The following is a 13696-nucleotide window of genomic DNA, read 5'->3' as shown; positions in this document are numbered from 1 at the left end:
GGCAACCCGGGGTGCGGCGGCGCGCGTCCACCAGGTGGCCGGTGAATCCCAACCGGCCGGTCGGGAGGGAGTGGAAGATGAAATTTCGTTCGGCGGCGTTGTGCGTCGCGGGGGCGGCGCTCGTGTCCATGATGGCCGGAGCGGGGCAGGCGAACGCGACCAGACCGTCCAGTCTGGTCTTGAGTCCGAACGCGATCGTCGCAGGTGGGACGGTCACCGCGGATATCTACTGCCTGCGCCCGTCGGGTGCCGGTGAGCTCGCGACGACGCTCGTCGCGGACGGTCTCGCCGCGCCGATTCCCTTGCGGGTAGTGGGAGACGGTGGCACCGGCGGGATCGGCGTCGCGTTGCGGGGCGACGGTCCGGTCGGGACGGTGCCGGGGCGGTACACGGCCTCGTACGACTGCTGGGGCTGGATTGTTCGCGCGGAATTCACTGTCACGAGCTGACAACGCGACATGCGGGAAGCGAAGGCCGCCGCCGGGGTCCCGGCGGCGGCCTTCGCCGCTTGTCACGGGCGGGCCGTCGGCATCGTGGGCATCGGCAGGTCGACCGGACCCGCCGTCTGGCACAGGTCGTGGCAGGTCGAGTCGAGCGTGCAGCACAGCGAGCAGATGGCCCCGGACTGCTTCGCGCAGTCGGCGATGTCGGGCAGTTCGAACTCGTCCTGGCACACCGTGCAGATATGTGTCGCGCGAAGTTCTTCCGAGGATAATTTCTGTCGAATGACAGAATTAGGCCGGGCCAGATAGGTCCGGCCCTTCGTGGCCGCGGCGAGGGCCGGGACGAGCACCATCGCGACGACCAAGGCGAGCAACGGGCTGAAGGCCGCCATGAATTGCCCGAAAGCGCCGAAATAGGCGGTGATGGAAAGCGCGGAAGCGACGATCATGGATCCGAAACCCACCGGATTGATCTTCGGAAGATAAGCCCTTTTGAATTCGATGTATCTCGGCGAGAGTCCGAGCGGTTTCACGATGATCAGATCCGCGCAAACCGCCCCTATCCAGGCGATTGCCACGTTCGAGTAGAAACCGAGGATCTTGTTCAGGAAGGCGAACGCGCCGAATTCCATCAACGCGAGCGCGATCCCGCAGTTCACCAGGACGTACCAGACCCGGCCCGGATGGCGGTGCAATACCCGGGAAAAGAAGTTGGCGAACGACAGCGATCCCGAATAGGCGTTCGTCGTGTTGATCTTGATCTGGCTGACCACGACGAACAGCGCGGCGAAGGTCAGGGCCGCCGGGCCGAGCGCCGGCTTGACCGCCTCCAGGTAGGGCGCGATCGGCTCCAGCGCGTGCGCCTTCCCGACCACACCGAGGGCGAGGAAGGCCAGCAGCGCGCCGCCGATCTGCTTGGCGGCGCCGAGGATCACCCAGCCGGGGCCCGCCGCCAGTACCGCTCCCCACCAGGCGCGTTTGTTCGAGGACGTCTTCTCCGGCATGAACCGGAGGTAGTCGGCCTGCTCGCCGATCTGCCCGATCAGCGACAGCGCGACCCCCATGCCGAAGCCGAACCCGATCGCCGAGAAGCCGGACCCGGCGCCCTCGGTGCCGCCGAACGAGGCGAACTCCGCGAACTTGCCCGGCTCCCGGATCGCGACCACCACGAACGGGAGGACGAGCCCGGCGATCCACAGCGGCTGCGTCCAGGCCTGCATCTTCGCGACCGCGCCCATGCCGTACAGCGCGAACGGCAGGACGATCAGTGTCGAGAGCAGGTAGCCGATCGGCAGCGGGATGCTCAGGGCCAGCTCGAAGGCCTGAGCCATGATCGAGCCTTCGAGTGAGAAGAAGATGACGGTGAAGCTCGCGTACACGAGCGACGTCAGCGTCGAGCCGAAGTAGCCGAAGCCCGCTCCGCGGGTCAGCAGGTCCATGTCGACGCCGTACTTCGCGCACGCGTGCGCGATCGGGACACCGGTCACGAAGATGACCAGCGCCGCCGCGAGGATCGCGAGCACGCCGGAGGTGAACCCGTAGGAGAGGACGATGCTGGCGCCGATCGCGAAGTCGGCGAGGTAGGCGATCCCGCCCAGCGCCGTCGTCGCGACGACGAACGGCGACCAGCGGCGGAACGAGTGCGGGGCGAAGCGGAGTGAGTAGTCCTCGCGGTTCTCGTTGGCGGCGAGCGGGGCGTACGTGCGCTTCGGCGGAGCGGTCTCCGGGGTTCCGGTGGTGGGCAGTGTGCCGGTCATGAACCTGCCTCCGTGGTGGTGGGGGAAGGAGAGCACGCCGAAAGTAGGTCCGGCCTTTATCGATCAGGGTCCGGCAGGTAACCAGGGGGTTACGGCTTGCGGTCCAGCGGTTACACGCTGATGACCGCGCCCGGGTGGCGGGAGTCACCGTTCAGTGGGTTTCGCCGCCGCGTTCTAGGCAATACCGTCGGCGGCAAAGCCGAAGTCACAGATGCCCTGACCGGGTACGGAGGTTTGGCGGATGATGCCGGAGATCAAGGATGGCGTGGACGACGACGCCGTCGTGCGCCTGCCCGGGATGCGGGTGGCCTACGAAGGGGGCGCCTTCGACGAGTCCGCGCTCGCGGAGACCTGGACCGCCCAGCTGCAGGACTGGCTGAACCAGGCCGTCTCCGCCGGGGTCGCCGAACCGAACGCGATGGTGCTCGCCACGGCGGACCCGGAGGGCAGGCCGTCCTCCCGGACCGTCCTGTGCAAGGGCCTCGACGAACGCGGCGTCGTGTTCTACACGAACTACACGTCGACGAAGAGCCATGACCTGACCGCGACGCGCTACGCGTCGATCACCTTCCCGTGGTACGCGCTGCAGCGTCAGGTCCACGTGCGGGGCGAGGTCGAGAAGGTCAACGTCGCCGAGACCGCGGCGTACTGGGCGTCCCGGCCGCGGGGTTCGCAGCTCGGGGCCTGGGCCTCGCCGCAGTCCCGCGTCGTCGACGGCCGCCGTGCCCTCGAGACCGCGCTTCACGGCATCGAACGCCGCTTCGCCGACGTCGAGAACATCCCGTTCCCGCCGCACTGGGGCGGGTGGCGCATCCGGCCCGACGTCGTCGAGTTCTGGCAGGGCCGCGAGGACCGCATGCACGACAGGCTCCGCTACGTCCGGACCGACGACGGCTGGCAGATCGAGCGCGTCGCGCCGTAATTTTTGTCGCGCGCTTCCGCAAACACGCCGAAGGGGCGCCGTTCCGCATCAACGTCACGTTGAGAGGGAAGGCGCCCCTTCATCGCGTTTCCGGGGGCCTTCGGCCCGAAAGAGGGCGCGCGACGGTGAAGTCTCCCTGTCGCGCTGGCGCGCTCCCGGGAGACCGTGAGGTCGCCGAGCCTCGGTGCGCTTCCGAGAGGGCTGAAGGGGCCCTTCGCCGCATGGGATGCGGCGAAGGGCGCTTTCGTCGCGTCTGATGAGGGGAAAGGGCCCTTCGGCTCCCCGGTGACATAAATCGCGCGCGCCCGGTTAGTTAGCGCGGCTAAGCTGTCGGGCTGTGGGTAGTGACATGGGGGTTGACCAGCGCAAAGGCGTCCGCAAGCTGTTCGGTTCGATCGTCGTGGACACCCGCCCACTCAAGATCCCGGCGTTCCGCCGCCTCTGGCTGTCCACCGCGGTCACCGCCGTCGGCTCCCAGCTCACCGCGGTCGCGGTCCCCAAACAGGTCTTCGACCTCACCGGTTCTTCGGCCTACGTCGGCCTGACCGGCCTGGTCGCGCTGGTCCCGCTGCTCGTGTTCGGCCTCTGGGGCGGTGCCATCGCGGACGCCGTCGACAGGCGCAAGCTCCTCATCGTCACCAACGTCGGGGTCACCGTCGCCTCGGCGGTCTTGTGGCTCCAGGCGTTCCTGAACATCGGCTCGGTCTGGCTCGTGCTCGTCCTGCTGGCGGTCAACCAGGCGTTCTTCGCGATCAACATGCCGACCCGCAGTGCGGTCGTCGCCCGGCTGGTGCCGGACAACCTGATCGCGTCCGCTGTCGCGCTGAGCGGCACGATGTCCACCTTCGGCGCGGTCTTCGGCCCGTTGCTCGCCGGTTCGCTGATCCCGGTCCTCGGCCTCTCGACGCTCTATCTGATCGACGTCGTCGCGCTGACCGTGACCCTCATCGCCGTCTGGAAGCTGCCCCCGATCCCGCCCCTCGGCGAGGTCGCGCGCCGCGCCGGGATCCGCGACATCATCGACGGCTTCAAATACCTGGCGACGCGGAAGATCCTGCTGGCCTCGTTCCTCGTCGACATCATCGCGATGGTCGCCGGCATGCCGCGCGCGCTGATCCCCGAGATGGCCGAACGCACTTTCGGTGATCCGCCCGGCGGCGGTCCGGCGCTGGGCTGGCTCTACGCCGCGCTCCCGGCCGGCGCGATGCTGATCGGCCTCTTCTCCGGACGGCTGACCAGAATCCGCAAACAGGGCGTCGGCGTGATCGTCTCGGTCTGCGTCTGGGGGCTCGCCGTCGCCGGTTTCGGCCTCGCGAACTCGCTGTGGCTCGCGGTCTTCTTCATGGCGCTCGCCGGGGCGGCCGACATGGTCAGCGCGATCTACCGGATGTCGATCCTCCAGGTCGCCACCACCGACGAGATGCGCGGACGGCTGCAGGGCGTGTTCACCGTCGTCGTCGCGGGCGGTCCCCGGATCGCCGACCTCACCCACGGCTGGGCCGCCGCCGGTGTCGGCACCGCCGCGGCGGCCTCGGGCGGCGGGGTGCTGGTCATCGTGCTGGTCATCGGGGCGGCGCTGCTGATCCCGTCGTTCTGGCGGTACCGGGCACCGGCGGACTGATCCGTTCGGACTATCGTCGGGCGCATGCGTATTTCACGAGCGATCGTCCTGTTCGCCGCTGTCATCGCGACCCTTTCCGCCTGTTCGTCCGGGGATGAGAAGTCGGACAACGCGGCGAAGCCGGCCAGCCAGGCACCCGCTCCCTCCGCCGCGCCGAGTTCCTCGGCCGCCCCCGCCGGAGGCGCCGGCTCGAAGGAGCCGTGCGCGTTGCTGCCCGCGGAGGCCGTTTCGAAGGCGATCTCCATCCAGGGCGTGACGTCGGCGCCGGGTCCGGTGCAGGACAACGCCGCCAACGGCGGCAAGGTCAAGAGCTGCGTCTACTCCGTCGGCGGCAAGGAGGTCGGCGCGCTCGCGGTGACCCGGTTCGAGGGCAACAAGATCAAGCCCGCCGAGATGATCGCCGCGCTGAAGAAGGCGAAGGCGAACGCGAAGGACGTCGCCGGTGTCGGCGACGGCGCCGTCTACTACACCGACCAGAACAAGACCGCGACGCTGGCGGCCGCGGAACTCGTGGACAACGTTCCCGCGCTGGTCAACTACACCGGGCCGACGAAGATGACGCAGGAGATGATGGTCCCGCTGGTGAAGGCCGCCGTCGACGCCAACTGACCGGATTACCCAAAACGGTACTTCGTCAACCCGTGACGAAGAACAGACCAAATCGGACTGTCGGCCACAGACGTGATGCGGCACACTCTTGCCGCATGGCGGACACGACAACAGAACAGACCGGTCCGGCCGGTCAGCCGAGCCTCAAACGGGTCATGGGTTCCAAGCTCCTGCTGTTCTTCGTGGTGGGGGACATCATCGGGACGGGCATCTACGCGCTCACCGGACAGGTGGCCGGCCGGGTGGGCGGCGCGCTGTGGCTGCCGTTCCTGCTCGCGTTCATCATCGCGATCATGACCGCCTTCAGCTACCTGGAACTGGTCGGGAAGTATCCGCAGGCGGCGGGTGCGGCGCTGTACACGCACAAGGCGTTCAAGATCCGCTTCCTCACCTTCATGGTCGCGTTCACGGTGATGTGCTCGGGGATCACGTCGGCCTCGTCCGCGGCGAAGGCGTTCGGTGAGACCTATCTCAACGAGTTCATTCCCGCGCCGATGCCGCTGGTGGCGATCCTCTTCGTGATCGGGCTGGGACTGATCAACTTCCGCGGGGTCTCCGAATCGGTGAAGACCAACGTGGTGCTGACCTGCATCGAGATCAGTGGTCTGCTGATCATCATCGGGGTAGGCGTATGGGCGGTGCTCAACGGCAACGGCGACGCCTCGCGGCTGGTCGAGTTCGACACCGAGAACCAGACCATGCTGGTGGCGATCACCTCGGCCACGTCGCTGGCGTTCTTCGCGATGGTGGGCTTCGAGGACTCGGTGAACATGGCCGAGGAGTGCAAGGACCCGATCCGGATCTTCCCGAAGGCGATGCTGTGGGGCATGGTCATCGCCGCGACCATCTACATCATGGTGTCCGTGACCGCGTCGCTGCTGGTGCCTGCCGGCGATCTGGCCGGGGCCAAGAGCGGCGCGCTGCTGAAGGTGCTCGACGTCGGGGCGCCCGGCTTCCCGCGTGAGATCTTCTCCGCGATCGGTCTCTTCGCGGTGATCAACTCGGCGCTGATCAACATGCTGATGGCCAGCCGCCTGCTCTACGGGATGGCGAACCAGCGGATCATCCCCAAGCAGCTGGGTACGGTGCACCCGTTCCGCCGCAGCCCGTGGGTGGCGATCGTGTTCACCACCCTGATCGCGATCGGCCTGGTTTACTGGGTGGACATCAGCGTCCTCGGCGGCACGACGGCGTTACTGCTGCTCGCCGTCTTCGCCATCGTCAACGTCGCGGTCTTGGTACTGCGCAAGGAAAAGGCGGCGCACAAGCATTTCCGTGCGCCGACGCTCATCCCGGTCCTGGCCACGATCTTCTGTATCTACCTGGTGACCCCGTTGTCCGGGCGGCCCGCCCGCGACTACAAGGTCGCCGCGATCCTGCTCGGCGTCGGCGTCGTGCTGTGGGGGATCAACTGGCTCGTCATGCGGGCCACGCACAAGGAAGAGGACCGGCAGCCCATCGAGCCGCCGGTCGGCTGACCCCACGGGCGCTCAGTGCCGGCCTTCTTTCAACGGCTGAGCGCCTGGTACTCCACCGGGCTGTGGGCCGAGAACACGGTGACCTCGTCGGCGTGTTCCCGGCTCAGCTCCCGCAGCCGCTCGACGTTCTCCAGCCGCGGTTTGCGCAGGGTCTGCACCATGTTCTGGAACGCGGTCATCCCCGGCGGGCAGTGCGGTTTCACCGGATCCAGCTGACCGTGGAAGAAGTACGCGTCACCCGCGTGCAGCAGCCAGCCGTCACCGGTGTCGACGGCCACGCCGGTGTGGCCCTTGGTGTGGCCCGCCAGCGGTACCAGCAGGATCTCCGGCGGCAGGCCCTTGAGTTCGCGGACGGCCTGGAAGCCGAACCACTCGTCACCCGCCTCGTCGTATTTGCTCCACAGTGGACGGTGGGCGAACTGGTTGGCGCGGAACCGGAGCTTCTCGCTCTGGTTGGACGGTGCCGTCGCCGCGTCGTGCTCCTCGGCGCGGACGTGCACGACGGCGTTCGGGAAGTCCGCGAGCCCGCCGGCGTGGTCGACGTCGAGGTGGGTGCAGATGATGTGCCGCACGTCCTCCAGCTTGTGGCCGAGCGCCTCGACGTGGTGGGCCGCCGTTTCCGTCTCGACCGGTTTCGCGCCGACCATCAGCGTGAACGGCGTGCCGAGCCACGCGCCGGGATTCGCCACCCCCTTGCGGCCGAAACCGGTGTCCACCAGTACGAGTCCGTCGCCGGTCTCGATGAGCAGGCAGTGCGCCACCAGTTCCGAGCGGCGCAGCAGACCGGGCTGGCCGTCGAGCAGTTTGCCGCCCGGTGCGCGCATCGTGCCGCAGTTCAGATGGTGGACCTTCATATCCTGCTCCTCTGGCTGAGCCGCTCGAATGCGGTGGCGTCGTGCGCGGCGAAGACCGTCACCTCGTCACCGTTGTTACTGACAAGTTCGCGCAGGCGGCGCTGGTTGTCCAGTCGGGCCTCCTTCTCCGTCTGCATGTACGACTCGAAGAACCCGAGTGCGAAGGGGATGTGCGGCTTTCGCTCGAGTTCGCCGTTGCTGAAGACGGCGTCCCCGGCGTTGAGCAGCCAGCCGTCGCCGGTGTCGACCGCGACCCCGGCGTGCCCGCGGGTGTGCCCGGCGAGCGGGATGATCAGGACATCCGGGACGCCCTCGAGTTCGCGGACGGCGTCGAAGCCGAACCACGGCTCGCCGTCGGCGCGGTAGGACTTCCAGTTCGGACCGTGGCTGAACTGGACCTTCCGGTAGCGGCTCGCCTCCTTGCGGTCGGCGGGCTTCTCCAGCGCCTGGAGTTCGCGGGCGTGGACGTGGACCCTGGCCTGCGGGAAGTCGACGAGCCCGCCCGCGTGGTCGAGGTCGAGGTGGGTGAGCACGATGTCGCGCACGTCGGCCGGGTCGAAGCCGAGTTTGCGGATCTGCGTGGTGGCGCTGAGGTCGTCGTCGCTGTCGGGATGGACCAGCCGGACGAACCCGGCGCCGAGCCATTCGACGGGCCGCGTGACCGTCGGGGTCCCGACGCCGGTCTCGATGAGCACGAGCCCGGTGTCGGTCTCCAGGAGAAGGCAGTGGCAGATCAGCTCCGCGCGGCGGAAGAGGCCGGGCTTGCCGTCGACGAGTTTGCCGCCGATCGGCCGCATGGTGCCGCAGTTGAGATGGTGGACGCGCATCAGGACAGCTCCCGTTCGAGGGTGGTACGGAGATGGGGGGCGATCGCGCGCAGCGGCGCGGTGTCGTGCAGGGTCTTGGCCAGCAGCAACCCGCCCTCGATGGTGGCGAGGACGACGGTCGCGAGGTGATCCGCCTTGCCGGTCTTCAGCGCCCCGGCGATGAGCGTGTGCCAGGAGGTGTAGCCGTCGGCGCAGGCCTGGCGGATCAGCTCGCTCTCGCCCGAGGCGTCGAGCGCGACCGTCGCGAGTGGACACCCGCGCTGGAAATCCGACTCCTCCAAGGAAGTCGCCAGCGCGTCGACGACGTTCTCCATCGCCGTGATGACATTCGGGGAGTTCGCGACGATCGTGCGCAAGCTGTCGCAGAGGCGTTCGGCGGACTGGTGGATGGCCTCGGCGGCCAGCTGTTCCTTGCCGCCGGGGAAGTGGAAGTAGAGCGAGCCCTTGGGCGCGCCACCGGCGGCGACGAGCTGGTTGAGGCCGGTGGCGTGGTAACCCTGCTGGTGGAAGAGCTCGGCGGCGGAGTCGAGCATGCGCTGCCGGGTGTCGGTGCGGCGGACCATGCGACCGACTGTAGCTCAAACTATGACGACCGGTCTAGTAATAAGAATTTACACAAATACCCCTGTCCAAGGGAGGTTTGTGTAAACTTGACGACGAGATCGCTCGAAGGGACCGGCATGGTGAGCTCGGCCGACCTGCTCCCGGTGGCGCGGGTCGCGCAGATTCTGGACATTTCGCGGGAGCGCGTCCGTGAGCTGGTGCACGAGGGCAGGCTGGACGCCATCCGCATCGGCCGCGAGCTGCTGGTCGACGTCCGGTCGGTCGAGCGTCGGAAGAACGTGGTGAAACCCGCCGCCGGCCGGCCGTTGTCCGCGAGGATGGCCTGGGGGCTCCTGTGGTCGCTGAGCGGTCATCGCCCGTCGTGGATCTCGCCGTCGGAACGGGTCCGGCTCGAGCGCTACGCACGGGAACGCGAACCGGCGGAATGGCCGCGCCTGCTCTCCGGCCGTGCGCGCGCGTACCGCGCCCGGATGCTGGCGGGGCCGCTCGCGCGGCTGCGGGAAGACGCGCACGCCGTCGTCAGCGGTCCCGCCGCCGCCGGGCACCACGGCGCGGACCTGATGGCGGGCGGTGCGGACGAGGAGTTCTATGTGGACGCCGGTCGGTTCGACGAACTCGCGCGGTCACGCCGGCTCCGGCTGGACGGCGCGGAAGCCAACGTGGTGATCCGTGTGCCGGCTCTGCATGATGTCCTGCGTCCGCCGGGGTCGGACGGTTATGCGATTCCGGCGGCGGTCGCCGCCGATCTGCTCGACGTGGGGGATGAGCGCTCTGTCCTTGCGGCACAACAACTTCTCATTCGTTTGGGCGAGGTGCCTAAGCTCGGCTGATGATCGATTCCGCGCCGCGGCCCAGCTTGGGAACGCTGGTTTTACCCTCTCTGCGAGGCGAGGGTGACCGTGTCGTCTGGCCCGCGATGTTCGACCTCGCCGACCGATTGCCCCGGCCCTGGGTCATGATCGGCGGGCAAATGGTCATCCTGCACGGTCTGCTGGCGGATCGTTCGATCCCCCGCGTGACGAAGGACATCGACCTGCTCTTCGATGTTCGTTTCACGCTCGACGCGTTCCGCCGTGCACACGGGGTGCTCGGGAATCTGGGCTACGAGGTCGACGGCGTCAGCGCGGACGGCAAGGCTCATCGCTACCGCCATCCGGAGACCGGCATGGTGGTCGACATCCTCGCACCGGACAAGCTCGGTGCGCGCGCCGCTCCGCGGCTCCGGACGCCCGCGGGAAGGATTGTGTCGATACCTGGCGGCAAGACAGCGCTGGACGACGCAAGATCGCTCGCGGTCGCTTACGAGGGAAGAGCGGCGACCCTGTATTTGCCCGGACTTGCCGCCGCTCTGGTCGTCAAGGTGAAGGCCCTGATCGACGAACCGGCCAGACCCGGCATGCCCAGTCGTCATATCGCCGACATCGCGTTTCTGACATCCCTCGTCGACGACCCCGAGGGACTCTTCACTGGCGCGCCACCGGCGACGCCTCGTTTCGGATGCCTCGTGGATTGCCTCGACGATCCACGGCATTCGGCATGGCTCGCTCTCGGGACTCCTCACGCCGAAGACGGGTTCAACGCCTGGGAGATCTTGCGGGAGACCAGCGCCGCGACGAGGCGTTAGGTGCCGATCGCGGACGCCGAGCCGCCGAGCTGCTGCCGCAACTCGCGTTTGAGCAGCTTCCCCGACGCGTTCTTCGGCAACTCGTCGACGAAATGCACCGACTTCGGCACCTTGTGCGCGGCAAGGGATTCCTTGGCGAACTCGATCAGCGCCGCTTCCTCGACCGGCTCCTTCGCCACCACGACGGCGGCGATCGCCTCGATCCAGCGTTCGTGCGGCAGGCCGACGACGGCGACCTCGGCGACGGCAGGGTGCGCGTACAGCGCGTCCTCCACTTCACGCGAGGCGACGAGCACACCGCCGGTGTTGACGACGTCCTTGATCCGGTCGACGACGAACAGGTAGCCCTCTTCGTCCTGGCGCACCAGATCGCCGGAATGGAACCAGCCGCCCGCGAACGCCTCCACCGATTCCTCCGGTTTGCCCCAGTATCCGGTGCACAGCTGCGGCGAGCGGTAGACGACCTCGCCGAGTTCGCCCGGCGGGAGGTCGTTCATCTCGGCGTCGACCACGCGCGTCTCGACGAACAGGACCGGGCGGCCGACGGAATCCGGCCGCGCGTCGTGCTCCTCGGGGCGCAGGACCGTCGCGAGTGGACCGATCTCCGACTGGCCGAAACAGTTGTAGAACCCGACTCCCGGCAGTCGTGCGCGCAGCTTCTCCAGCACCGGGACGGGCATGATCGACGCGCCGTAGTAGGCCTTGGTGAGGCTGCCCAGATCCGCGTCCGCGAGACCGGGATGGTTCGCGAGTCCCACCCAGACGGTCGGCGGGAAGAACAGGGAAGTGATGCCCTGGCGCGGGATCCGCGCGAAGATGTCGCCGATATCGGGGGTTTCGACGAGGTGGTTCGTCGCGCCGACGGCCAGTCCCGGCATGAGGAACACGTGCATCTGCGCCGAGTGGTACAGCGGCAGCGCGTGCAGCGGTACGTCACGGTCGTTGAGGTCGAGCGCGGCGATGCAAGAGGAATACTCGTGCACCAGCGCGCGATGGGTGAGCATCGCGCCCTTCGGCCGGGAGGTCGTCCCGGAGGTGTAGAGCAGCTGCACGAGGTCTTCGTCGGCGACACCGGATTCTTCGTGGGGGACAACGGTTTCGTCGAGTGCCCAGTCCAGGATGTCCAGTGTGGACACATGATCGTTCTCGACGTGCTCGCTCAGCGCGGGGTCGACGAACGCGACGGCGGGCTCGGACTGGGTGAGCAGGTACCTGAGTTCTTCGCCGCGTGCGTTGAAGTTCACCGGCACGTGCACCAGCCCGGCCCGCGCGCAACCGAGGTACAGCAACAGGTACGCGTCCGAGTTCTTGCCGAAGGCCGCGACGCGGTCACCGTGGACGAGCCCGCGTTCGAGCAGCTTCGCCGCGACCCGGCCGGCCGCACTGTCGAGTTCGGCGTAGGTCCACACGCGATCGGCGAACGTGAGCGCGACGTGGGCGGGGACGCGCCGCGCGCTGCGCTCCAGGACGCGGCCGACGGTGCTGGGGTAGCCGGGAACGGTCATCGCGGCGGTCTCCTTCGTCCGGGCGTGGCATTCCCACAGTACTTTCCCGGCAGTGCGTCCCGGCACCTTTTCCGGCGGCCGCCGGTAACCTCGTCCGCATGGCCAATCCCACCGGAGAGCAGTTCGAGATCACCCGCGGCAACGCGCGCGCCGTCGTCACCGAGATCGGTGCCGGGTTGCGCGCGTTCGAGGTCGGCGGGGTGCCGTACGTCGAGGCGTTCGCCGAGGACGAGAAGCCGCCGAAGGGCGCCGGGCAGGTGCTGTTGCCCTGGCCGAACCGCACCAAGGGCGGCCAGTGGGTCCACCAGGGGGAGAAACAGCAGCTCGCGATCACCGAGGAGGCCCGCGGCAACGCGATCCACGGCCTCACCCGGCACGAGGAGTGGGAGCTTCTCGAACACGCCGAATCGTCGATCACGCTGGCCATCGACGTTCCGGCGCAGGAGGGCTGGCCGGTACCGCTGCGCGCGACGATCACCTACGAGATCTCGCCGCGCGAACTGGTCGTGACGCACGAGATCCGCAACGAGGGCGAGAGCCCGATCGGCGTCGGGCTCGGCACGCACCCCTACTTCCGCATCGGCGACGTGCCCACCGACGAGCTGACCCTGACGCTGCCCGCGAGCCGCGTCCGGCCGTATCTCGGTGACGAGCAGATGCCGTACGCCGACGAGCAGGACGTCGAAGGGACCGAGTACGACTTCCGGTCCGGCAAGCTGCTCGAAGGCGTCGACCTGGACACCGCGTTCGGCGGGCTGAGCGTCGCCGAGGACGGCAACCACCACCACGTCCTCACGCACGGAGACCAGGAACTGCTGGTCTGGGCCGGGCCCGACTTCCGCTGGGCGCAGGTGTTCACGCCGGATGACCTGGTCGGCCGCGGCCGGGCGGTGGCCATCGAGCCGATGACCTGCCCCGCCGACGCGCTCAACACCGGCACCGACCTGATCGACCTGGAGCCGGCCACCTCGTGGACCGGCAGCTGGGGAATCCGGGTCCGCTGATGACGTCGCCGCCGCTCCGGCTGGGGCCCGTGGACGCGGGGGAGGTGCTCACGCTGCAGCGCGCGGCCTACGTGCCCGAGGCGAGGGCGCACGAGAACCTCGACCTCCCGCCGCTGATGGAGACCTTCGAGCAGACCAAGGAGGCACTGGGCGATCCCGCGTGTTTCTCCTGGGGCATCAGGGAATCCGGACGGCTGGTGGCGAGCGTCCGGATCGTCGTGCACGGCGAGGCCGGGCTCGTCGGCAGGCTCATCGTGGCTCCGGACAGGCAGGGACACGGTCTCGGCAGCTCCCTGCTGCTCGCCGCCGAAGCGGCCATGCCGCCGGTGGTGACCGTGTTCCGCCTGTTCACCGGGCAGTTCAGCGCCGGTCCGCTGCGGATGTACCCGAAGCTCGGCTACGTCGAGACGCATCGCACGACGGAAGAACACTACGAACTGGTGCACTTTGAAAAGCCCCGCGTGCGACCGGACGGCCCAGTTCGTTAG

The 13696-nt window shown here is 68.2% G+C and carries 14 protein-coding genes; 9 read left to right on the top strand and 5 right to left on the bottom strand.

The features are described from left to right. The first annotated feature begins 77 nt into the window (after positions 1 to 77). Positions 78 to 449: a hypothetical protein gene (locus L324_RS32655; RefSeq protein ID WP_037317851.1), complete on the top strand. Its 372-nt coding sequence runs from the start codon at positions 78 to 80 to the stop codon at positions 447 to 449. A 62-nt stretch (positions 450 to 511) separates the two neighbouring features. Here L324_RS32655 and L324_RS32650 read toward each other — a convergent pair whose 3' ends face one another. Then, complete coding sequence (locus L324_RS32650; protein WP_037317848.1) at positions 512 to 2200, bottom strand: purine-cytosine permease family protein; 1689 nt, start codon at positions 2198 to 2200, stop codon at positions 512 to 514. Between the two features lie 241 nt (positions 2201 to 2441). Here L324_RS32650 and pdxH point away from each other — a divergent pair, with 241 nt between their 5' ends. The 4 genes from pdxH (at position 2442) to L324_RS32630 (ending at position 6830) form a co-directional block, all read left to right on the top strand. Then, the gene (gene pdxH, locus L324_RS32645; RefSeq protein ID WP_037317845.1) at positions 2442 to 3122 is read left to right on the top strand and encodes a pyridoxamine 5'-phosphate oxidase; all 681 of its coding nucleotides are present in this window, start codon (positions 2442 to 2444) and stop codon (positions 3120 to 3122) included. 349 nt (positions 3123 to 3471) lie between these two features. Then, positions 3472 to 4743, top strand: coding sequence for an MFS transporter (locus tag L324_RS32640; protein ID WP_037317842.1), 1272 nt, complete (start codon positions 3472 to 3474; stop codon positions 4741 to 4743). A 24-nt stretch (positions 4744 to 4767) separates the two neighbouring features. Beyond that, complete coding sequence (locus tag L324_RS32635; RefSeq protein ID WP_037317839.1) at positions 4768 to 5352, top strand: hypothetical protein; 585 nt, start codon at positions 4768 to 4770, stop codon at positions 5350 to 5352. Positions 5353 to 5447: 95 nt separating this feature from the next. Then, positions 5448 to 6830, top strand: a complete 1383-nt coding sequence (locus L324_RS32630; RefSeq protein WP_037317836.1) for an APC family permease — start codon at positions 5448 to 5450, stop codon at positions 6828 to 6830. Positions 6831 to 6859: 29 nt separating this feature from the next. Here L324_RS32630 and L324_RS32625 read toward each other — a convergent pair whose 3' ends face one another. From L324_RS32625 to L324_RS32615, 3 genes are read right to left on the bottom strand one after another with little or no spacing between them, the layout of a single operon-like run. Next, on the bottom strand, positions 6860 to 7684 hold the full coding sequence (locus tag L324_RS32625; RefSeq protein ID WP_037317833.1) for an MBL fold metallo-hydrolase: 825 nt from the start codon (positions 7682 to 7684) through the stop codon (positions 6860 to 6862). Beyond that, positions 7681 to 8511, bottom strand: coding sequence for an MBL fold metallo-hydrolase (locus L324_RS32620; RefSeq protein WP_037317831.1), 831 nt, complete (start codon positions 8509 to 8511; stop codon positions 7681 to 7683). The genes L324_RS32625 and L324_RS32620 overlap by 4 nt, the downstream gene beginning before the upstream one ends. Continuing rightward, on the bottom strand, positions 8511 to 9074 hold the full coding sequence (locus L324_RS32615; protein ID WP_037317828.1) for a TetR/AcrR family transcriptional regulator: 564 nt from the start codon (positions 9072 to 9074) through the stop codon (positions 8511 to 8513). Before L324_RS32615 ends, L324_RS32620 begins: the two co-directional genes overlap by 1 nt. An 87-nt stretch (positions 9075 to 9161) precedes the next feature. Between L324_RS32615 and L324_RS32610 the strand changes: the two genes are divergently transcribed. Together L324_RS32610 and L324_RS32605 are read left to right on the top strand one after the other, a co-directional pair. Further along, the gene (locus L324_RS32610) at positions 9162 to 9905 is read left to right on the top strand and encodes a helix-turn-helix domain-containing protein (protein ID WP_152547066.1); all 744 of its coding nucleotides are present in this window, start codon (positions 9162 to 9164) and stop codon (positions 9903 to 9905) included. After that, complete coding sequence (locus L324_RS32605) at positions 9905 to 10699, top strand: hypothetical protein (RefSeq protein ID WP_037317822.1); 795 nt, start codon at positions 9905 to 9907, stop codon at positions 10697 to 10699. Before L324_RS32610 ends, L324_RS32605 begins: the two co-directional genes overlap by 1 nt. On the opposite strand, the gene L324_RS32600 is transcribed toward L324_RS32605, so the two are convergent. Then, positions 10696 to 12204 (bottom strand): fatty acyl-CoA synthetase, encoded by a 1509-nt coding sequence (locus tag L324_RS32600; protein WP_037317820.1) that lies wholly within the window; start codon positions 12202 to 12204, stop codon positions 10696 to 10698. The two genes, L324_RS32605 and L324_RS32600, sit on opposite strands and share 4 nt — an antisense overlap. A 98-nt stretch (positions 12205 to 12302) precedes the next feature. On the opposite strand from L324_RS32600, the gene L324_RS32595 reads away from it, so the two are divergent. Both L324_RS32595 and L324_RS32590 read left to right on the top strand, forming a co-directional pair. Then, a complete protein-coding gene (locus L324_RS32595) occupies positions 12303 to 13208 on the top strand; it encodes an aldose 1-epimerase family protein (protein ID WP_037317818.1) in 906 nt (301 codons plus the stop codon). Further along, positions 13208 to 13696 carry a GNAT family N-acetyltransferase gene (locus tag L324_RS32590; protein WP_037318843.1) on the top strand — a complete coding sequence of 163 codons (489 nt, stop codon included), beginning with the start codon at positions 13208 to 13210 and terminating at the stop codon, positions 13694 to 13696. Before L324_RS32595 ends, L324_RS32590 begins: the two co-directional genes overlap by 1 nt.

It is taken from the genome of Amycolatopsis orientalis DSM 40040 = KCTC 9412, assembly GCF_000478275.1.
GTDB lineage: Bacteria > Actinomycetota > Actinomycetes > Mycobacteriales > Pseudonocardiaceae > Amycolatopsis > Amycolatopsis orientalis.
The sequence above is the reverse complement of the archived record's forward strand: the minus strand, read 5'-3'. Positions and strand labels throughout refer to the sequence as shown.